The organism is Shewanella sp. FeAMO, from assembly GCF_053653955.1.
Genome location: NZ_CM132201.1, coordinates 2,290,359 through 2,311,418, shown reverse-complemented (window position 1 = coordinate 2,311,418; position 21,060 = coordinate 2,290,359). Strand labels below are relative to the sequence as shown.

General features: G+C 52.0%; 18 protein-coding genes and 3 tRNA genes. 7 read left to right on the top strand and 14 right to left on the bottom strand.

What is annotated here, in order from left to right; genetic code table 11:
• Together ACWAU4_RS10345 and rlmKL are read right to left on the bottom strand one after the other, a co-directional pair.
• Positions 1-231, bottom strand: coding sequence for a glutaredoxin family protein (locus tag ACWAU4_RS10345; RefSeq protein ID WP_208141604.1), 231 nt, complete (start codon positions 229-231; stop codon positions 1-3).
• Positions 224-2,353 (bottom strand): bifunctional 23S rRNA (guanine(2069)-N(7))-methyltransferase RlmK/23S rRNA (guanine(2445)-N(2))-methyltransferase RlmL, encoded by a 2,130-nt coding sequence (rlmKL, locus tag ACWAU4_RS10340; RefSeq protein ID WP_454290558.1) that lies wholly within the window; start codon positions 2,351-2,353, stop codon positions 224-226. Before rlmKL ends, ACWAU4_RS10345 begins: the two co-directional genes overlap by 8 nt.
• 243 nt (positions 2,354-2,596) lie before the next feature.
• Between rlmKL and ACWAU4_RS10335 the strand changes: the two genes are divergently transcribed.
• From ACWAU4_RS10335 to ACWAU4_RS10325, 3 genes are all read left to right on the top strand, one after another.
• Positions 2,597-2,673, top strand: a tRNA-Met gene (locus ACWAU4_RS10335).
• 48 nt (positions 2,674-2,721) lie between these two features.
• Positions 2,722-2,798 (top strand) — tRNA-Met (locus tag ACWAU4_RS10330).
• A 48-nt stretch (positions 2,799-2,846) separates the two neighbouring features.
• Positions 2,847-2,923 (top strand) — tRNA-Met (locus tag ACWAU4_RS10325).
• A gap of 269 nt (positions 2,924-3,192) precedes the next feature.
• Here the strand turns inward: ACWAU4_RS10325 and lpxM are convergent.
• From lpxM to pheS, 4 genes are all read right to left on the bottom strand, one after another.
• Complete coding sequence (gene lpxM, locus ACWAU4_RS10320) at positions 3,193-4,146, bottom strand: lauroyl-Kdo(2)-lipid IV(A) myristoyltransferase (RefSeq protein WP_107111085.1); 954 nt, start codon at positions 4,144-4,146, stop codon at positions 3,193-3,195.
• 145 nt (positions 4,147-4,291) lie between these two features.
• Positions 4,292-4,588, bottom strand: coding sequence for an integration host factor subunit alpha (gene ihfA / locus ACWAU4_RS10315; RefSeq protein ID WP_025009628.1), 297 nt, complete (start codon positions 4,586-4,588; stop codon positions 4,292-4,294).
• Positions 4,589-4,591: 3 nt separating this feature from the next.
• Complete coding sequence (pheT, locus tag ACWAU4_RS10310) at positions 4,592-6,979, bottom strand: phenylalanine--tRNA ligase subunit beta (RefSeq protein ID WP_144168306.1); 2,388 nt, start codon at positions 6,977-6,979, stop codon at positions 4,592-4,594.
• 15 nt (positions 6,980-6,994) lie between these two features.
• Entirely contained in the window at positions 6,995-7,975 is a 981-nt protein-coding gene (gene pheS, locus ACWAU4_RS10305) for a phenylalanine--tRNA ligase subunit alpha (RefSeq protein ID WP_208125938.1), read from the bottom strand.
• A gap of 323 nt (positions 7,976-8,298) precedes the next feature.
• On the opposite strand from pheS, the gene ACWAU4_RS10300 reads away from it, so the two are divergent.
• From ACWAU4_RS10300 to ACWAU4_RS10290, 3 genes are all read left to right on the top strand, one after another.
• The gene (locus ACWAU4_RS10300; protein ID WP_243756851.1) at positions 8,299-10,089 is read left to right on the top strand and encodes a DEAD/DEAH box helicase; all 1,791 of its coding nucleotides are present in this window, start codon (positions 8,299-8,301) and stop codon (positions 10,087-10,089) included.
• A gap of 50 nt (positions 10,090-10,139) precedes the next feature.
• Positions 10,140-10,397 (top strand): GrxA family glutaredoxin, encoded by a 258-nt coding sequence (locus ACWAU4_RS10295; protein WP_025009626.1) that lies wholly within the window; start codon positions 10,140-10,142, stop codon positions 10,395-10,397.
• A gap of 224 nt (positions 10,398-10,621) precedes the next feature.
• Positions 10,622-13,243 carry a PDC sensor domain-containing protein gene (locus ACWAU4_RS10290; RefSeq protein WP_208125936.1) on the top strand — a complete coding sequence of 874 codons (2,622 nt, stop codon included), beginning with the start codon at positions 10,622-10,624 and terminating at the stop codon, positions 13,241-13,243.
• Positions 13,244-13,477: 234 nt separating this feature from the next.
• On the opposite strand, the gene ACWAU4_RS10285 is transcribed toward ACWAU4_RS10290, so the two are convergent.
• From ACWAU4_RS10285 to ACWAU4_RS10270, 4 genes are all read right to left on the bottom strand, one after another.
• Complete coding sequence (locus ACWAU4_RS10285) at positions 13,478-14,359, bottom strand: putative ATP-dependent zinc protease (RefSeq protein ID WP_454290557.1); 882 nt, start codon at positions 14,357-14,359, stop codon at positions 13,478-13,480.
• An 83-nt stretch (positions 14,360-14,442) separates the two neighbouring features.
• Complete coding sequence (locus tag ACWAU4_RS10280; RefSeq protein ID WP_025009623.1) at positions 14,443-14,808, bottom strand: SpoIIAA family protein; 366 nt, start codon at positions 14,806-14,808, stop codon at positions 14,443-14,445.
• Between the two features lie 20 nt (positions 14,809-14,828).
• Entirely contained in the window at positions 14,829-15,182 is a 354-nt protein-coding gene (locus tag ACWAU4_RS10275; protein WP_025888976.1) for a DUF3802 family protein, read from the bottom strand.
• A gap of 135 nt (positions 15,183-15,317) precedes the next feature.
• Complete coding sequence (locus ACWAU4_RS10270; RefSeq protein ID WP_025009622.1) at positions 15,318-15,893, bottom strand: YceI family protein; 576 nt, start codon at positions 15,891-15,893, stop codon at positions 15,318-15,320.
• A gap of 271 nt (positions 15,894-16,164) precedes the next feature.
• Between ACWAU4_RS10270 and ACWAU4_RS10265 the strand changes: the two genes are divergently transcribed.
• Positions 16,165-16,380 (top strand): cold-shock protein, encoded by a 216-nt coding sequence (locus tag ACWAU4_RS10265; RefSeq protein ID WP_025009621.1) that lies wholly within the window; start codon positions 16,165-16,167, stop codon positions 16,378-16,380.
• A 59-nt stretch (positions 16,381-16,439) separates the two neighbouring features.
• Here the strand turns inward: ACWAU4_RS10265 and pdxH are convergent, their stop codons facing one another.
• The 4 genes from pdxH to speA form a co-directional block, all read right to left on the bottom strand.
• Positions 16,440-17,078 carry a pyridoxamine 5'-phosphate oxidase gene (gene pdxH / locus ACWAU4_RS10260; RefSeq protein WP_025009620.1) on the bottom strand — a complete coding sequence of 213 codons (639 nt, stop codon included), beginning with the start codon at positions 17,076-17,078 and terminating at the stop codon, positions 16,440-16,442.
• A gap of 119 nt (positions 17,079-17,197) precedes the next feature.
• On the bottom strand, positions 17,198-18,127 hold the full coding sequence (gene speB, locus ACWAU4_RS10255; RefSeq protein ID WP_096141692.1) for an agmatinase: 930 nt from the start codon (positions 18,125-18,127) through the stop codon (positions 17,198-17,200).
• A 31-nt stretch (positions 18,128-18,158) separates the two neighbouring features.
• On the bottom strand, positions 18,159-19,088 hold the full coding sequence (locus tag ACWAU4_RS10250) for an adenosylmethionine decarboxylase (RefSeq protein ID WP_044734378.1): 930 nt from the start codon (positions 19,086-19,088) through the stop codon (positions 18,159-18,161).
• A 52-nt stretch (positions 19,089-19,140) separates the two neighbouring features.
• Complete coding sequence (speA, locus tag ACWAU4_RS10245) at positions 19,141-21,054, bottom strand: biosynthetic arginine decarboxylase (RefSeq protein WP_025888969.1); 1,914 nt, start codon at positions 21,052-21,054, stop codon at positions 19,141-19,143.
• Positions 21,055-21,060: the final 6 nt, after the last annotated feature.

Genomic DNA, 21,060 nt, shown 5'->3' with positions numbered 1-21,060 from the left:
TTATGCTCCTGTAAAGCGTTTTACTTGCTGTTCATCGAAGGGCCAACAGAGTTCCTCACCCATGCTGTTGGCCAGCACAGGAATAAGCACTCCATAGCGTTCGGCAAGCGTTTCTTGCTCGCAAATATCCTGGGTGCGATAACCAATATTCAGGCCATCGAGCAAGGTCATGGCCAACTCACACAGATGGCAACCATCTGTGTGGTATAGGGTCAATGGCGTCTCAGGCATGGGTTATCAACCAGGTATTATGAATATGCGGATTGCGCTTGTAATCCATTGGCAGCATCTGGGCATCCATATTGGTAACTGACATGCCCTGAGCCGCCATGGCCTCGCTATCCATTTTGAACTTACGTTTATTGTTGGAAAAGATTATCTCTCCGCCCGGATTGAGCAGCTTGAATAGATCAGACAACAACTTGACGTGATCGCGCTGCACATCGAATGAGTCTTCCATCCGTTTGGAGTTGGAGAAGGTTGGCGGATCGATAAAGATAAGATCAAACTTACGGTCACAATCGCGGATCCATTGCAGGCAGTCGCCCTGCTCGAAACGATACTGTTTACCAATCAAACCATTGAGCACAAAGTTATCCTTGGCCCAGTTAAGGTAGGTGTTGGACATATCCACAGTCGTGACCGACTTGGCACCGCCAAGCCCGGCGTGCACCGACGCGGTTCCCGTATAGGCGAACAGGTTGAGTACGTCGCGACCGTTGGCTTTACTGCCCACCAGTTTGCGAATAAGCCTGTGATCGAGAAACAACCCGGTATCCAGATAATCGGTCAGGTTGAGTTTGAAACGGGCACCGTACTCCTGGGTAACCAGCTCCAGCTTTTCTTTGTCGAGCCGCTGATACTGATTTGTACCCTTCTGCCGCTCGCGGGTCTTGAGGATGATCTTGTCCGGCTCAACACCTATGGCACCGGGCAAAGACAGAAGCACATCGGTCAAACGTCGCTTGCTGACGGCTTCAGGTATGTTGGCGGGCGCCGCATACTCTTGAATCACCACATAATCCAGATACTTGTCGATAGCGACATTGTACTCGGGGATATCTGCATCATAGAGGCGATAACTGTCGATTCCCTCTTTACGGGCCCACTTATCCAGCTGTTTCAGATTCTTTTTCACCCGGTTGGCAAAGGCACTGGCAATATCACTGACCTCAGCCCCTGACTGCTCGGCCGCCACCGCTGCCCTGCGGGTAGAGTTGGCATGCAGGGTATAGAGATTAAAGGCGCACTCCAGTGCCCCGTTGAACATCTTCATCTGCTTATCGGCCTTGAGCTTAAGCGATGAGATCAATTCGATATCACTGCAAAGCAAGGCCACTTGCCAGCCACCGAACTCACGCTTGAGCTTGTCGCCAAACTGATAGTAAAGCTGCAACAAAGAGGAGACATTGCCCAAACGCTCGCCGTAGGGCGGGTTGGAGATCAACAAGCCTTTGTCCAGCGGTGGCGTGATATTGAGAGCATTGGCCACACTGAACTCAATCAGGTGACTGACACCGGCGCTCTTGGCATTACGTTTGGCCAGCGCCACCATGCGCGAGTCCATGTCCGAGCCGAAGAACTTCACATCACAACGGTTCTTGCCTATGCTGGCCCGCGCCTTGGCTTCCTCGACTATGCTTTGCCAAAGCTTGGCGTCATGGCGATACCAGTGCTCAAAGCCAAAGCGACTGCGTTGCAGCCCCGGGGCCATATCGGCCGCTATCATAGCCGCCTCAATCAACACTGTGCCGCTGCCACAAAATGGGTCCAGCAAAGGCGTTTGTTTATCCCATTGGGCCCTGGCTAACATGTTGGCGGCAAGGTTCTCTTTTAATGGCGCCTCACCGGTACCGCTGCGATAGCCACGTTGATGCAGCGCTGGACCGGAGAAGTTCAGCGCTATGGTTACCTGGCCGTTACGGTAGTGGGCATCGATTTTGAAGTCGGCATCGACACGTTGCACATTGGGGCGGTTGAGATCGTCTTCGCGGAAGCGATCCACTACAGCATCTTTAATCTTGAGGGCGCCGAACTGGGTGTTCTTGATAAAACCGCCCATGCCGTGAAAGTCGATACTAAAGGTACAACGGTTATCAAAGTGGCTCGGCCAATCGATACAGAAGGCCGCATTATAAAGCTGTTCGGCGGAATCACAGGGACCGCGATGCAATATAAGCAAAATACGGCTTGCCAGTCTGGTCCAAAGGGTAATGCGGTATGCCAGCTCCAGTGGACAGGAGAAATAAACCCCGGCCAGGCTTTCCTTGACCTCAAGCGCACCAAACTCGCGCAGTTCCTGCGCCAAAGCATATTCAAACCCCTTGGGGGCCGCCGCAAAAAAATTCAACATGAACAAACCAGATAGCAAAGCAAAAATGAATGGCGCATTATACCCTTTGATTAAGGTAAAAGATAAAAACTTCCGTTTTCAGGACCGCTTTTCTTGGTCAATCCTGCCGAATTGTTGGAGTTGTGACCGATACGTTTAATCTCCGCGCACGGATGAATTAAATTTGAACACTCAATGGCATTTTGATGATTTGTCCTTGCATTGCCGCCCCTTGGTCGTTATAGTCCACCCCGCTTTAACGGACGCGGGATGGAGCAGCATGGTAGCTCGTCGGGCTCATAACCCGAAGGTCGTCGGTTCAAATCCGGCTCCCGCAACCAATTTCAAATTCCTTAATTATGAATTCAAACTGATTAGTACAAATCGGACGCGGGATGGAGCAGCATGGTAGCTCGTCGGGCTCATAACCCGAAGGTCGTCGGTTCAAATCCGGCTCCCGCAACCAATTTCAAATTCCTTAATTATGAATTCAAACTGATTAGCACAAATCGGACGCGGGATGGAGCAGCATGGTAGCTCGTCGGGCTCATAACCCGAAGGTCGTCGGTTCAAATCCGGCTCCCGCAACCAATTCCTTTCTAAAGAACCAACTCCTCTTATTAACTAAATTTGAATGATGAGCATAGCAAGAGCTTATCGGGATCGGCTTGTTCTCGTGTCGCAAGAAATTGTAAATGCTTCCCCTCCTCTTGCTTCAAGCTCAAAATATCAACCTTTGCCATAACCACCAATTCCTTGGGCACATGATTCTTCCCCAAGCCTGCAAGCAACAGGCAGCACTTTGCCGATAGTACATAAAAGAAAAGCCACTCTGTGAGTGGCTTTATCTGTGTTCTATTTCAATAAATCGGCGGCATACCTTCCGGACGAGTGCGTAGTACCTTAAGAAACCACATGTACTGCTCAGGATAGGCGTTGATCACCTGCTCCACCGCCTTATTCAGCGCCTTGGCTTCATTTTCCTTGCCCTGCATCGACTCGGGATCAATTGCCGGCATAACAGTCAAACGAAAGCACCTGGCTTGCTCGTCGTAGCCAATCTTCACCGGCATTACCTGAGCGTTACCAGCCTGTGCCAAACGGCCAACCACAGGTAAAGTAGCCTTGACTGTTCCTAAAAATGGCGCAAATACGCTCTGTTCCGGTCCCAAGTCTTCATCCGGCAAATAGAAGAAACTGTTACCCTGTTTCAGCTCAGCCAACAAGGCCCGGATCCCGGCTTCACGCATATAGATATTGCCGCCTTGAGAGCTGCGCATCCGGTTATTGAACCAGTTGAACAATTCATTTCGATGCGCCTTGGCCATGGAGACCATGGGCAAGTCCAAATTCAGCCTCAAACCGGCATACTCTATGCCCCACACATGGGGCATGATAAAGATAATCGGCTGCCCTGCTTCACGGGCAGCGGCAATATGCTCTTCTCCCTCAACCTTGACTCTTTTGCGTATATAGGAGCTCGGCATCAAGATAAGCTCAGATTGGGCCAGCAAGGTCATCACAAAAGCTTCGGTGTTGCGCTCCAGCAACTGCTCGATTTCCGATTCACTCTTATCGGGGAAACAGGCTTTGAGATTGGCTCTGGCCACCTTAATGGGCTTATGGGCTATACGCCTGACCAAACGTGACAAGCCGCGAGCGATAGGATCGCGAATAATGGCGGGCAAGAGACCAAAGAGAACCAGTACGCCTATCGCCAACCAACTGCCCCAAAATCTCGGATGCAACAATGAGCAACGGAAGCGCCTATCGAAGTATTTGCCTTTCTTAGGCTTGGAAGGTGTATTTGACAAGGTTTAACCCCTGGGTGTAATTCCAATGCAATGCCAAACCAGGCATTAAAAAGCGATACAGCATAGTAGAAGTGTTTTCTACAGACACAAACAGGGAAGCCACTCACAGGAGCGGCTTCCCTGTTCTGAATTACTGACCGAGCAGTTATTTGCCTTTGTTAGCGGCTTCTACGCGACTCTTCAGCTTCTGTCCCGGACGGAATGTCACCACCCGACGGGCAGAAATTGGAATGTCCTGACCTGTTTTGGGATTCCTTCCCGGTCTTTGATTCTTATCCCTAAGATCAAAGTTGCCAAAGCCAGATAACTTGACCTGCTCACCATTTTCAAGCGCAGTTCGGATCTCTTCGAAAAACGCTTCAACCATCTCTTTGGCTACCCGCTTGTTAATGCCAAGCGTTTCAAAAAGATGCTCTGCCATTTCGGCCTTGGTAAGTGCCATACTTTAATCCCTCAACGATGCGTTGAACTCGGACTTGAGTGCAGAAACCACTGTATCAACCATCTCAGCTATCTCTTTTTCCTCAAGTGTACGAGTGTTATCTTGTAACGTAAGTGCGATCGCCAGACTCTTTTTGCCCTGCTCTACACCTTTACCTCGGTATACATCGAACAAGTTTAAGCCAACCAACTGATTTTCGCCAACTTTTCTTATCAGCGTCATCACGTCACCTGCGGCGACTTCTTCATCAACCACTATGGCGATATCGCGGCGATTGGCTGGAAACTTAGACACAGCCTGGGCTTGCGGTAATTTAGCCTGCAGCAAGGCGTCCAATTCCAGCTCAAAAACTATGGTTTTGCCATTCAGCCCAAAAGGCTTCTCGAGGCTGGGATGGACTGCACCTATATACCCTATGACCCGATCATTTCTCAATATTTCAGCACATTGCCCCGGATGCATAGCCGGATGCTGCGCTCCTTTAAAACTAAATTCAGCTTCGGAAACTGTCAAGCCAATAATGGCCTCTAAATCACCTTTAAGATCGAAGAAATCAACGGTTTTCGACTCCATGCTCCAGTGCTCGTCGCTCTGGGGACCGGCGATCACCGCACCCAGCATGGCTTGTTGTCTTACGCCGGATTCTGCTTGTGCATCAGGAATAAAGCGTAAACCAGTCTCAAACAGGCGTACACGAGTCTGTTGACGGGCCTGGTTGTAACCCACAGCATTCAGCAATCCAGTGAACATAGACAGGCGCATAGCCGACATTTCACTGGAAATCGGGTTAGGCAGTACCATGGCTTCGCTGTCAGGATGCACCAGTTTTTGCAGCTTGGGATCGACAAAACTATAGGTGACAGCTTCCTGGAAACCTCGGGCCACCAACATAGCCCTCACCCGACTAAGCTTCAGATCCGACTCTTTATGATCTGTCATAGAGAGGTGCGCCAGCGGGGCTGTGTTCGGAATATTGTTATAACCGTAAATTCGGGCTACTTCTTCGATAAGATCTTCTTCAATTGCCATGTCGAAGCGATAAGTGGCGGTTTTCACCTGCCAATCGCTGCCCTGTTTTTCAACCTGGAAGCCCAGACGGGTCAGGATCTCTTCCACATCGGCATCACTAATCTGATGACCAAGCAGTTTGTCCAGCTTGCTGCGACGCAGTTTAATGTCGGCAGCCTTTGGCAGATGCGCTTCGCTCTTGGCCTCAACCACAGGGCCGGCTTCGCCGCCACAGATATCCAGCACCAAGCGGGTAGCTCTGTCCATAGCCTTATGCTGCAGCTCTGGGTCAACGCCGCGCTCAAAACGATGCGAAGAGTCGGTGTGCAGTCCAAGGCGACGGGCCTTACCCATGATGGCCAAAGGCGCGAAGAACGCACACTCCAGCATAATATCGCGGGTTTGCTCACTGACGCCGGAAGCCTCACCACCGAATACACCAGCCAGGGCCAATGCCTGGCTGTTATCGGCAATCACCAGGGTATCGGCTGGTACAGTAATTTCGTTGCCATCGAGCAGAGTCAGCTTCTCTTCACCGTTACCCAGACGCACCTTGATGCCGCCGTCAATCTTGTCCAGATCAAAAGCATGCATAGGTTGACCGAATTCAACCAATACATAGTTGGTGATGTCCACGATAGGATCTATCGAGCGAATACCGCTGCGGCGCAGTTTCTCCACCATCCAGTCAGGCGTTTGCGCCTTGACATTGACATTGCTGACCACCCGGCCCAGATATCTCGGGCAAGCTTCCGGGTTGGCCACGTCAATTTCAACTCTACGCTCACTACTGACGTTGGCAGCTTCCCAGCTTGGCTCGGTCACGTTAAGACGGTTGAGCACGCCCACTTCGCGGGCCAGCCCCACCATACCCAGGCAATCTGCACGGTTGGCGGTCAGATCCACATCGATAATCACATCATTAAGCTGCAGATATTCACGAATATCGGTACCGATAGGAGCATCCAGCGGCAGCTCAATAATGCCGTCGCTCTCAATCTCTATGCCCAACTCGCCATAAGAACACAGCATGCCGTGTGAAGGTTGTCCACGCAGTTTGGCTTTCTTGATTTTGAAGTCACCGGGCAGCACCGCACCAACAACGGCCACAGCAACCTTGAGTCCCTGACGGCAGTTAGGTGCGCCGCAGACGATATCCAACAGCTCTTCGCCGCCGACATTGACCTTGGTGACCCTTAGCTTGTCGGCATCGGGGTGTTGACCACATTCAACCACTTCACCCACTACCACGCCGGAAAAGTCACCGGCAACGGCAATGACGTCGTCCACTTCCAGGCCGGCCATGGTGATTTGGTGAGTTAATTCGTCACGGCTAATCGCAGGGTTAACCCACTCACGAAGCCAGGATTCACTGAATTTCATAATACTAAAGCTCCGTTATTTGAATTGCTTGAGAAAACGTAAGTCGTTTTCGAAGAAGGCGCGCAGGTCGTTGACACCATAACGCAACATGGCCAGACGCTCGACGCCCATACCAAAAGCAAAACCGGAGTATTTATCAGGATCGATTCCCACACCGCGCAGCACATTAGGGTGAACCATGCCGCAGCCGAGTACTTCCAACCAGCCGTTCTTGCCTTTCACATCCACTTCGGCAGAAGGCTCGGTAAAGGGGAAGTAAGAAGGACGGAAACGTATCTCCAGATCCTCTTCAAAGAAGTTACGCAGGAAGTCGTGCAAAATGCCTTTCAGTTCGGCAAAGTTAACATTCTCATCGACCAGCAGGCCTTCCACCTGATGGAACATAGGCGTGTGAGTCATATCGTAGTCATTACGATAAACACGACCGGGAGAGATAATCCGCAAAGGTGGCTTTTCCACTTCCATGGTGCGAATTTGCACCCCTGAAGTCTGGGTACGCAGCACTACCTTGGGATTGAAGTAGAAAGTATCATGCCCCGCACGAGCAGGATGATGCTCGGGCATATTCAAGGCATCGAAGTTGTGATAATCGTCTTCGATTTCCGGCCCCTGTTTGACACTGAAGCCCAACTCACCAAAGAAGCTCTCAATCCGTTCAATGGTTCGGGTGACCGGATGCAAACCACCATTGTCCAGGCGACGCCCCGGCAGGGTGACATCTATTTTCTCAGCCTGGAGCTTCTGCTCCAACTCGGCTGCTTTCAGCCCTTCAATTCGCTGACTGAGGAACTGCTGTACCTTTTGCTTGGCTTCATTGACCTTCTGGCCGAAGGCGGGCTTTTCTTGTGGACTCAGGGTCGCCATCAACTTCATCATGTCGGTGATCTTGCCCTTCTTGCCAAGATAATCGACGCGGATGTCATCGAGGATTTTCAGATCACTGGCCCCTTCGATGGCGGCTAAGGCCTGTTCTACGATCTCAGTTAACTGCTGCATCTTCTCTTCCAGTGCATGCCGGCCCGTAGGCGGCGATTTTGGTGTCTGTTTGAATTAAAACAGTAAAAGAGTGAAATTTTACGTTAGCTACAGGTCTTTGACCAGTGGTGTGAGGCATTTTAGCAAATGAATTGCCTACAAAAAGTGCTTTTTTTAACCATTGATGCCCTGAGCAAGACGAGTTGTGGTGTCCGAGGATAGAAAGTGGGCAACAATGCAGGAAAAGCACAGTACCCGAGCACGTCTGTGATAAGCTCGCCCCACGGTCAATTCCTCTTTGCAAGTCAGTGTCAACAGATAGTAAAAAGCCAGTAGCTCAGAAAGTGACGACAAAAATTCAGGCAGAAGATACCGCCAAGGCCGGCATTCACCTACGTGATTATCAGCAGCAAGCCGTGGATGCCGCTGTGCGCTATTTCCGCGCTCAGTCAGGCTCGGCTGTGATAGTGCTGCCCACGGGTGCCGGCAAGAGTTTGGTGATTGCTGAACTGGCCCGTATCGCCAAAGGCAAGGTACTGGTACTGACCCATGTTAAAGAGCTGGTCGCCCAAAACGCCGAAAAAGTTGCCCTGTTGACTGATGAAGCCAGTATCTACTCGGCCGGCCTGAGGCAAAAGCTCACCCAAGGCAAAACCGTTGTCGCCAGCGTGCAATCCGCCGGGCGCAACCTGGAAGCCTTTGACAGCCACTACTCCCTGGTGGTCATAGACGAGTGCCACAGAGTGAGCCTTGAGCAGGACAGCCAGTATCAGCAACTGCTTGAACACCTCAAATCCCACAACCCCAAACTTAAGCTACTGGGTTTGACGGCCACCCCTTATCGCCTTGGGCTGGGTTTTATTTATCGCCGCCACTATCACGGCCGGGTTGGTAATCCCGACCGAGGGATTTTCGATGACTGCATCTTTGAGTTGCCCTTAAGGCCCCTAATTAAACAAGGCTATCTGACGCCGCCCAGGCTTTACGATGGCCTGAGCGCTCAGTATGACTTCAGCGGCCTGCCGAGCAACAGCAATGGGGAATATGATGAGGCTAAGGTCGATGCCCTGCTCAGTCACAGTGGCCGTGCGACCAAGGCCATTGTTAACCAGCTAAGGCAACTGGCCAACACCCGCAAGGGAGTGATTATTTTTGCCGCCACTGTGCGTCACGCCGAAGAAGTGCTAACACTGCTGGCTGACGAACCGGCAGCGCTCATCACAGCGACCACAGAGATGCAACAGAGGGATACCATCATCCGCGCCTTTAAAGCCCAGGAACTTAAGTTTCTGGTCAATGTGGCCGTGCTCACAACAGGGTTTGATGCGCCCCATGTAGACCTTATTGCCATCATGCGGCCCACGGCATCTGTGAGCCTGTTTCAACAGATGGTTGGCCGCGGGCTGAGGCTAGCCGAAGGCAAACAGGACTGCCTGGTCATAGATTATGCCGCCAGCGGCTTTGACCTGTTCTATCCCGAGGTCGGCACTCCCAAGCCCGCAGCAAACTCGGTGCCGGTACAGGTTCCCTGCCCCGAGTGCGGTTTTGCCAATATCTTCTGGGGCAAGACGGATGAGGATGGCGACATCATCGAACACTTCGGCCGCCGCTGCCAAGGACTGTTGCAGGACAATAGTCAATGCAGTTATCGCTATCGCGCCAAGTCATGCCAGGATTGCGGCGCCGAAAACGATATCGCTGCCAAGATTTGCCATCAATGCCAATCGACTCTGGTCGACCCGGACAAACGCCTCAAAGAGGTGTTGTCAAAACAACATCATCATCTATTCAAGGTGCAGCAAATGTTGCTGCACGCCGAAGAGGGGCGCCTCAGAGTTCAGTATCTGGATTATGACGGCAATGACTTCAACCAGTATTTTAAAATGGAGACCAGTGCTCAACGCCGGGCACTGTTTGCTTGTTTTATTCATCCCCACAGCAAAACACCTGGGCTGAAACTGCCGAAATACAGTCAACCACAACAACTGGTCGACGATGCTGCGCGGTTTCGGGCGCCGGATATGCTGCTGCTGAAAAAACAGGCGCGGCGCTGGGATTTATTGCAAACTTTCTTTGATTACCAAGGCAGGTTTCAAACCGAAAAATCATTCCTGGGATCAAGCGACTTAGCATAGGTCTTTAAGCTGTGGTATAACTGCTGCAAATCAAGTCCATGGGAGTCAATATGTTTGTAGTTATTTTCGGTCGTCCAGGTTGCCCATATTGTGTACGTGCAGTGCAGCTTTCTGAGCAACTGGCTGAAAAGCGTGATGATTTCAAGTTTAAGTATGTCGATATTCACGCCGAAGGCATCACCAAGGCCGATCTGGAAAAAACCGTAGGCAAGCCGGTTGAAACAGTGCCGCAAATTTTCGTCGACAAAGAGCACGTCGGCGGCTGCACTGAATTTGAAGCTTATGTCAGAGAAAACAACCTGCTCTGAAGCAAGCCTCCTTCTCGACGCTAAGGCACCCAAAGGGTGCCTTTTCTATATCCCCAGTCCGGATTGCATATCTCTGCCCGGCTTCGCGCTCAGCCCAACTGCAAACCCTGCGCGCTCATTCAGCACGAGTGCCCCACTAATTATTAGGTGCCCTTAGAAAAATGGCGGCTTTTCTCAAGAGGTTGTATTATGTAACAGCTTGAAAAGCTTATTACTGAGGATATATGCAAGGGAACCAGGCAAAGCAACAATCCAACCGATTACCTTGGCTTCCCGGCTGGCTGAAACGCTTGCCGGTCAAGTTTGCCCTCAGTCAGTTACTCATCAGCGCCCTCATTGTCATCAGCACTGTGCTGGTATTGCTCAGCATTCAACGTAACCAGTTGCTCAGTCAACAAAGAGCATTGAACCAAAGTTATGGTCAAGTCGTTACCGCAAGACTGCAGGAAGTGACCTCTCAGATAGAAAGCCTGGTCAGTACCATGGCGAACCTTGGTGCCCTTTACCGCAGCAATGGCACAGCGCTCAAGGCCAGTATCGAGTCGGTGCTGGAATTGGAAACCCAGAAAGAGATGATCACCGGCGGCGGGATCTGGCCTGAGCCCCGAGCCTTTGAACCCGGGCGGATCCTCGACAGCCTCTTTTGGTATCGCGACAGCTACGGCAAACTGCAGCAACTCAACAGCTATAACGAGCAGCCACAGCAACGCTACCACAACGAAGACTGGTATAAACCCACCCGCTTTTTTCCGGCCGACAGAACCTTCTGGTCCAGCGCCTATCGCGATCCCTACACGGCCGAAGCCATGGTCACTGCCTCTGTCCCTATCTGGCAGGATCATGAGTTTATCGGTGCCGCCACAGTGGACATCAGCCTTGGTGGCCTTAACCGTTTCTTCAGAGGCGCACTCAAAGATCTCAGCGGTTATGTGTTTGCCCTCGACTACCGCAACCATCTGCTCGCCTCTCCCTGGGAAGATGAGTTGCTGGACAGCACGCTGGAAAAGCCGCTGAGTCTGGATAATTTTCAACGCCTTGAACGCCTGTTCCCCGAGTTTCAATCTGTTGGTGAAGCACTGCGCAGCGCCGATCAGGTGCTTATTCAGGAGGCCAATCAACATAAGGCCTTCAGCAGTCAACAGCTCAAAAGCCTGATGGGCGAGCGTGATGAAATCGAGGCGGCACTGCTTGCCACCATAATCAACAACTCTGCCAGAGAATGGCCGGCCAATGCCAAGCTGCTGCTGACCCAAGAACTGACCCGGGATCCCTTGCTCAACGAGCCAGCGCTGGTTTCGGTATTTTTGATGCCCAAGACCTATTGGAAAATTGTAATAGTCACACCGCTGTCATCCCTCAAAGAGGACGCAACATTGATTGCCGGCAAAGTCGGCATCTACCTGGTGGCGATCCAGTTGCTGGCACTGCTGCTGTTATTTCTGGTGCAGCACAGATTGTTTATCAAACCTATCAGCCGCATGGTGGCAGCGCTCAGGGAAAATAACCCTGCCCGGCTGGAGTTGGACGCCAGAGACAGAGAAGATGAACTGGGGATGCTGGCCGGCAGTTTTATCTCCCGCACCCGTCAGTTGGAAACGGCGATGGCCAGCCTGGATGCCAGTAACCTGGCGCTGGAGCAGCAACTGGAGGTGCAACATAACGCCCAACAAATTCTCAAGACACGTACCGAGCAGCTTAATGCATTGATGAATCATTCACAGAACATCATCTACATCAAAGATTTAACCGGGCAATATACGCTGGTCAATGACAAGTATTGCGAAATTACCGCCCACGAACGGGCGCAGTTTATCGGTGCCGATGACAATCAGGTCTTCCCTCTCGGCCTGGCACAAATTTACCAAGCCAACGATCAAAGGGTTGTCAGTAACCAAAGCCCCTTCTGCTCTGAAGAACCCATTGCCACCCCTCTGGGGGATGTCCTGTATCAGGTAACCCGCTTCCCCATCCGCGACGAATTTGGCGAACTATGTGGCATAGGGGCGATTGCATTCGATCTTTCCAGTCACAAACGCCAGGAACAGCAGTTGGGGCAAGCCCTGGAGTTACAGGCCGATATCAATAAACGCAACAGCCGTACCCTGCAACAACAGCAGCAACAGATAGCTCAATTGGAAGGTCAATTACAGCAGGCACAAAGCAAGTCTCAGTTGCTCAGTCTCAGCAGCACCTTGATGAAAGAGCAGGAGTTGCAGCTGCCAAGACTACTTGCCCAGTTGGTTGCTGACTTGTCTGCCGACTTCGATCAGCTCGGCGCGAGTTTGTTTGAAGCCGAAAGCACCGAAGTTTTGAATCAGTCCAAGGAACTTATTCTGCTTGGTTCCGCCAGATTGCGTCACCTGTTGGCGCTGGTCAATTATCCACAGACAGAGGTCAAGACGCTTCATTTCGATGAATTCGTGACTCACCTGCAGGCTCTGATGGCGCCACAGTTTGCCGCCGCAAATGTTGAAATGAAATTGGCGATTGCGGACAAGCTGTTGCCTGGTGCCAAACCCTGGCATCTTTTATTGCTCTTCTACCCTTTGCTGAGCAACACTCTGCATCATGCATTTACCCATCAATCTGCCAATGCCCTGATAACTATTGAGGCGGACAAGCTGGACGAGCGCCATCTGGAGGTTACAGTAACAGACAACGGCAGCGGAATAAGTCAGGAGACGCTGGCCCGTATTGAACAGGCCGCTTCACAAAGCGGAACCGGCACTCTGTCACGGTTACAGAGCTATGTGAGGCTAAAACTGCTTGGAGAAATGACCATCAGCTCCCAAGAGGGAGACGGCTGCTGCATCCGCCTGCTGCTGCCGCTTGAGTCCATTGAGTAGTTTAACCAGGCTCCCCCTGAGGCGAGAGAAGACTCAAGCGCTGGACTTATCAAACCTTTGCAAAACTTTTTCAGCTAGACGATTTCACATGGGCCGGGATTTCAAAATAGCCTGACTCTAAGCAAAGAGCTGCCATTCCATACCATTGAAAAATATCACTATAATATTCCTCTGGATGACAAAAGCCGCCATAATAGGCGGCTTTCACGGGGTATGGTTAGAAGCGCTTAGCTGTCAGTCGCTTTCTTTCAGGCTGACATCCACCAGATAGTGACCCTGCAGCCAGTTTCGGCCAATCAACAGTTTATGGGTCATCTTGCTTCTGTCTTTAAGGTTAACCTTGACCGGATACTCTCTTCCCGGCTCGCCAATGTTGAGTTCCACCATATAACGAATTTCACTGCCTTGGGCATTACGGATAAGCGAGGTATTGGTGATCATGGCATGCAGGCGTTGCTTTTCGCCCTTTTCGTTTTCTGTGGTGAAGCTCAGCTGTTTACCGATATTCTTTTCCATATCCTCATCGCCGTTTTCCACTTTCAGATCCGTAGCATGCAGTGAATTTTCCACCGCGCCGGTATCTATACGGGTTTGGAAAATCAGTCCTGATTCCCGCACACTGATGGGAGCGACCGGCCCTATGATGCGCTTTTCAGCCACATCGACCAGAAAGTCATCGGACAGCCAGTTGCGGCCGATAAGCAGTTTATAATCCATGTGGCTGCGGTCTCTGAGATTAACCTTGACCTTACGTTTGTGATCGCCAAACGCGACGTTCAACTCCACCATGTAACGCGTCTCTCGTCCCTGAGAGTTACTGACAGTAGATGTCTTGACGATTTTGGCCTTGAGCTGCTTTTTCTCACCACGTTCGTTTTCTGTGGTAAAGCTGAGCATTTTGCCCACGTTATCCTGCATCTTCTTGGCACTGCCGCCAATGACCTTGAGATCCACCACATGCATGGAGGTGTTGGCCGCCCCGGTATCAATACGGGCCTCAAAACTGAGCCCGGCTTCGGCGACCGTCATAATTTCAGTCTGACCTATGACTGTTTTTTCCTGGGCAAACACTGATGTCGAAAGCAACATAAAACAAAGACCAAGTTTTTTAAGCATAGGACTATTCCATTCATTTCACTTAACAAGATGAAAATCCGGCTGAAGTGCCGGAACTTACAGATAAGACAGATGTTAACGCTTCAGGTTCCCGAGAGCCAGGCTCGGCCCTTGGCCATTTCCGCTCTGGGAAACACGGCCACCGGGCAAGGGAGCATCAGCGCCAAGGTTTGAGCCATGCCCTCGATGGCAGGGCTATCGGTGATCACAGCTATACGGGAAAAGTCCTGCAGATGAAACAGTCCAAGGCAGGCATCGTCCCACACCGCTTGCAAAGAGATGCCCTCGAAGTCGGCACCGTATTCATACCAAAGTTTAATGAGCACATGTTCCCTGAGTTTGGACTCCACCGCTGGCAGCAAAACAGCATCGTAATCATCACCGCTGATCACACCGCTGGCGCGAACTGCCACTGTATTGTCATCAAACCCGGAAAGCAGTGTCAGCATTGAGCGCCTCCACCTGTGTGTTATTGAGACAGGAGCTTGGCGATTTCCTGATCAAACAGATTCTTGATCAAACCGGCAAACTCGCTGATAAACAAGGTTTGCTTTGCCGTAGCCTTATGATTGGCCACCTTGGCCAGGATCTCTTCCAAATCGTACACTATGGCATCTATCTCACGAATAACAGTGTTACGCTGGGCGAAGGACAGTTGCGGATTCTGGCCACAGACCATAATAATCTGCGCCGACAGCTGCTCTTCAAACTGTTCCATGACGCTGCTGTCGCCCAAAGATTCCCCTTCGGGAGTCTCAAACAATCCAAGGTGTTCGGTCAGGAATTGTATGAGGTGCATATAGCCGTCTTTGTCTGTAACCATCTTTCTTCCCGCGTGCAACGTCTCAGGCCAACCCATAAGGGGCAAACTTCCGAACGCCGCCAATGCGGCGATCAGAGAGTCACATTATGAAACAAAATCCGCCTTGAGTCTTGCCTCAAATCAAGCCGTCGTTTGTTACTTGTTTAATCTTAGAACAAAAGAGACAGGAACAGCCTTACTGATGCTGGATAGTCCGGCAATTTCACGTAATTTTTCAACCCCATCGGTCAAACCAAACTCTTCGGCGTTCACTATGACGGCTTTTTGCGAGGTTACCAAAAGGCTCGACTCACCGAGTCTGGCCACCACCACACCAAAGCGCTTGTTCTGACTTTTGCCATGCAGCGACAACACGCCATCAATCTCAGTAGTCAGCAACTCGCCGGGTTTGAGCTTGTCCAATAGATCCGCAGGCACTTGCGCTGTCAGCGTCAGGCTAGGAAAGTTAGCCACCTCAAACAGCATGGTTTGCATCCGCTTGTCGCGGATTTCAATGCCGGTATTAACGCCGTTGAGCGGGATCTCCAACTTGAATTCGCCACTCTCGGCAAGTGTGCCACTCACCTGGTTGAACTCATGTACCTCGGCGATATCACCTTTCTTGACCGACACAAAGCTAACCTTGGAGTCGGCATTGTCCAACTGCCAGTCAGCCGCCAGGGCCAGGTTACTGAAGGCGCCGAGCGCCAGCAAGGGGATCCATTTCTGCATATTCTTGTTCCTTGTAGGGTGTGAATTGAACTGCGCCGGATTTCACCCGGGTAAAAGCAAGCGCTTTTTGTAGATTACTCATTACTAAAGCATATTGTTCACTTCAAGAAAACCTTTGCCGCTATTGAGTGAACTTTTGCTCACGGACCACCACGGCCGCCTGCAACCATTTCTCTCAGCGTCACCAGACTGTCAAGCCAATGAAACAAAACCCTTTTATTCTACAAACGCTAATACAGACCAGCAGCCAAGATTAGGTAACGAGGAAACTATGTCAGAGCAACAAGTGACAGGAACCGTTAAATGGTTCAACGATGAAAAGGGCTTTGGTTTTCTAACCCAGGAAAACGCCGCCGATGTGTTCGTCCACTACCGCGCCATTCAAGGCAGCGGCCGCCGCACCCTGAAAGAGGGTGAGAAGGTCAGCTTCAGCGTGACTGAAGGCCAAAAGGGGCTGCAGGCAGAAAACGTAGTGCGGTTAAAATAGCTGACGGGTAAAAGTAAAGGGACGGCAGATGCCGTCCCTCTTGTTATGCCATAGCGCCATCAAGGTGCAAGACGATTGATCTCCCATCCGTCATCTGTGCGGCTGTAGAGGAATCTGTCATGCAGCCTGTGCTCACCGCCCTGCCAGAATTCCACACTGGAAGGCACTATGCGGTAGCCGCCCCAAAACTTGGGCAAGGGGACTTCGCCCTTGGCAAACTTGGCCTTCATCTCGGCAAACTTACTCTCAAGTGCCTGACGGGCGCTAAGTTTGCTCGACTGTTTCGAGACCCAGGCCGCTATCTGGCTGTCTTTCGGACGGCTGACAAAGTACTTGAATACCTCTGTAGCAGACAGGGCTTCGGCTATACCTGTCACGGCCACCTGGCGCTCCAGCGGATGCCAGGGGAACAGCAAACTGACCTTGGCGTTGACGGCAATCTGCTGCGCCTTACGGCTTTCCAGATTGGTAAAGAATACAAAACCCTGCTGATCAAAACGCTTCAGCAAGACTATCCGCTGAAACGGTTGGCCGGTTTCGTCCACTGTGGCCACCACCATGGCGGTAGGGTCCGTCAAAGGTGCATCCTTGGCTTGCGCCATCCAGCGCTCAAACTGCGCCATGGGCTCGGCGGCCAGATCGGCGCGCCTGAGGCCGCCCTGGGTGTATTCGCGGCGAATATCACTCAAATCTGTCATCGTCTATCCTTGTCCCTGAGCCGGGCGCAACGCCCCAGCGAAACGGCCCCCCAGCCTAGCCAGGGGGCTCTATACAAGAAGAAAAGCCAACGACAAGCGTTGGCTTAACGTAAAGCGGCTTACTTGACTTTGCCCTGCCCCAGCGCCCAGACATGCAGCATTTCCAGGCCCAGCGTCGCGCCCGCAAGCGCAGTAATGTCGGCGCTATCGTAAGCAGGTGCCACTTCAACCACATCCATACCCACTATGTTGAGGCCCTTGAGACCGCGGATAATTTTCAGCGCCTTGTCGCTGGTGAGACCGCCGCATACCGGAGTACCGGTTCCCGGCGCGAAGGCAGGATCCAGGCAATCGATATCGAAAGTCACATACAAAGGCATATCGCCAACCCGCGCCTTGATCTGCGCCACGATTTCATCGGCGGTCATTTCATTGGCCATGGCGGCATCAATCACCTGAAAACCGTGGCCTTCTTTGGTGTATTCGGTGCGGATCCCCACCTGCACAGAATGAGCCGGATCGATCAAGCCTTCGTTGGGGGCATGATAGAACATGGTGCCATGGTCAAACTTGCTGCCCTGACTGTAGGTGTCGGTGTGAGCATCGAAGTGCAGCAGCGCCATCTTGCCAAACTGTTTGTGGTGCGCGCGCAGCAGCGGCAGGGTCACAAAGTGATCGCCACCAAAACTCAGCAGTGTCTTGCCGGCGGCCAGAACTTTGCTGGCAAAGTTTTCGGTGCGCTCGGTAAAGTCAGCGGCATCACCACAGTTGAATACCAGATCGCCGGCATCCACTATCTTGATATATTCGCTGAGGCTGAAATCCCAAGGCCAACGCTTCTCTTCCCAGGCCAAATTGGTCGAGGCATTGCGGATAGCTCCGGGCCCCATACGGCCACCGCTGCGACCGGTAACGGCCATATCGAAAGGCAAACCTATTACCACCACATCCGCATCGCTTTCTAGCGGTTTGAAATCCAGTGGCTGACGCAAATAACCAAACGCATTTGAATAAAGCGAGTAATCAGGTTTATCTGCTAAAGTGGTCATAAATACTCCAAAACTTGGCTAATGCCGATATTTACATGGACTCAGGGATCAGCACTTCGTGGCACATCTGCTGATAGTGACTGAAGCCAACATTATAACCCTGCTCCAGGGACAAAGAGCAACTTCCCAGACATAAATGTTCAGGGTAACCACGGGTGTCCAACTGGGCGTTGAAGCCGATGACATCCCAGCTGCCGGGATTGAGAATGGCCAGCAAACGGGCGAAGATATCTATCGGTTGCGCGGCGAGATCCAGGTTGGTCTCGAAGCTGACATAAGAGCTGCTTTCCTGGGGCGTGATATGAATAGTCATATACTCTTTGCCGCGAATGCCGTTGATGGAATAACCAAAGGGCTCAAACAGGAAGTCATCAAACTGGAATCCTGGCAGCATCTCTTCCAGTGCCAGCAGTTGGCGCACCCCGGCGCAGCTTTGGTTATCGGAGCGTAGATAGTCGGCCGCCTCACCGCGAATGTGATACATCAACAGCTCACTGGTGGCATCACCGCTCTCGGCGCTGAAGGCCTTGTCACTGCAAAACAGATAATGATGATGGGAATCCAGATGACCGATACGGTACGCCACGCCGGACAGTTTCTCTCTCAGTGCCTGTAAGTCCTGCTCAAAAGAGCTGGCCTGCAGGTGCGACAGATATTCGTTTTTGCGCTGAAAAGTCGCAAAGGCTATCGCCTCTTCGCCGAGGGAGTCGATAAAATGCAGGGTCGAGCGCGCCAGTGTGGTGGTACCACAGGTCAACATTAAAAACCTGTCGTCCCAAACAAACAGACTCGACTCGCTGAGCAGATAGGCATCGCAATAATCATTGCTGACGGAAGAAAGGATTTCTGCATTGGCCTTGGCCACCATCTCTTCCCAGAAGGGCTTTCCCAGTGAGCGCAGCGAAGGCGTAGCCGGCGTCACTATCACTTCAATTTTTTTTTCTGAACCTTCAAAAAACATCTTTTATCTCTACTTGTTGCAGGCCCCGAAGGGCCTGCTGAATGCACCGACCTTATGAAAAATCTTCCAGATAGGTATAACCCTTAAGACCCAATTGCAGCTCTTCAAGGATCGAGGTGCGTTCGTCTTCGGCAATATGCTGATTCACCAGCTCTTCGTAGGTGCGCATAAAGGACACAGCATCCAGGTTCACATAGCGCAGCACATCGGCCACAGTGTCACCGGACAGCACAGACTCTATGTTGGCCAGGCCGCTTTCATCGAGACGCACCACAGCCGAGTTGGTATCACCAAACAGGTTGTGCATGTCACCGAGGATCTCCTGATAAGCCCCAACCAGGAAGAAACCGATAAGATACGGGCTCTCGGCACTCCAGGCAGGAACCGGCAGTGTGGTTTCAATCCCCTGCCCGTCCACATACTGATCCACCATGCCGTCCGAGTCACAGGTGATATCCAGCATCACGGCACGGCGCTCTGGCGCGGTATCCAGCCCGGTCAGCGGCAACACAGGGAACACCTGATCTATACCCCAGGCATCCGGCAGCGATTGGAACAGCGAGAAATTGACGAAGAACTTGTCGGCCAGTTTCTCATTGAGTTCATCAATGATGGGTCTGTGATAACGGTTCTTGTTGTTCATCAAGCCCTGTAGCTCGTGACAGACACGCAGGTTGGTCTGCTCCGCCCAGGCGCGCTCTTCCAGGCTAAGTTGCCCAAGAGCAAACAGAGCGTGAGCTTCGGCCAGATCCGATTGGGTATCGTGGAAAATCTCAATCAGGGCACGGGAATCGGCGCGGCCGCGGATATCGCTCCAGGACTGCCACATGTTGTGCAGCAGCTGTGGGGCATCCTCTGCCGGTGGCTGGATATTCTCAGGGGAATAGGCCTCGGTACCGATAACATCCGTGATAAGTACGGCGTGGTGCGCGGTCAGGAAACGGCCGGACTCAGAGATAATCCTCGGCACCGGCTGCTCGTACTCGGCGCAGACATCACTCAGGGCGCTGACGATATTGTTGGCGTATTCGCTCAGGCCATAGTTCATAGAGTTGTTGCTTTGGCTGCGGGTACCGTCATAGTCCACCGCCAAGCCGCCGCCCACGTCGAAACAGTTGACCTTGGCCCCCAGTTTTCTCAGCTCACAGTAGAAGCGCGCCGCTTCACCCACACCATGGCGAATATCGCGGATATTGGCAATTTGCGAACCCAGGTGGAAGTGCAGCAACTGCAGCGAATCCAGCATGTCGGCACTCTTGAGCTCATTGACCACCCGCAGCACCTGCGCAGCAGACAGACCAAACTTGGACTTTTCACCGCCGCTGGCCTGCCACTTGCCCTTGCCCTGGAACGCCAGACGTGCGCGCAGCCCCAGACGCGGAGTAACCCCAAGCTCGCGGGACTCCTGCAGCACCATCTTGAGCTCGGACATCTTCTCCAGCACTATGTAGACCTTGTGGCCCAGCTTTTCGCCTATCAGTGCCAGGCGGATATATTCTTTATCCTTGTAGCCGTTACAGACTATGACTGAGCTGGCCTTTTGCGCCATCGCCAGTACCGCCATCAGCTCAGGCTTACTGCCGGCTTCAAGCCCTAGTTGCGGTGCTTCTTTGCTGACCTGGCTGGCGAGGATTTCCTCAACCACTGTCTGCTGCTGGTTCACCTTGATGGGATAAACTAACAGATAGTCCTCGCTGTACTCATACTTTTGAATCGCCTGATTAAAGGCCTGGCACAAGCTATCGACCCTGTGGTGCAAAATCTGCGGGAAACGGACCAGCACAGGCAGGTTAACACCGGCCTTCACCATGTCTTTGGCCAGTTCGTTCAGGCCGATTTTGCTGTCCGGATTCAAAGGATCCGGTGACACTGTCACCTCACCCTGATCGCTGATCCCGTAAAATCCCTGGCTCCAATATGCGACGTTGTAGCCGACGCGGGCATCGTCAATAGACCAATCACTCATGTTCGT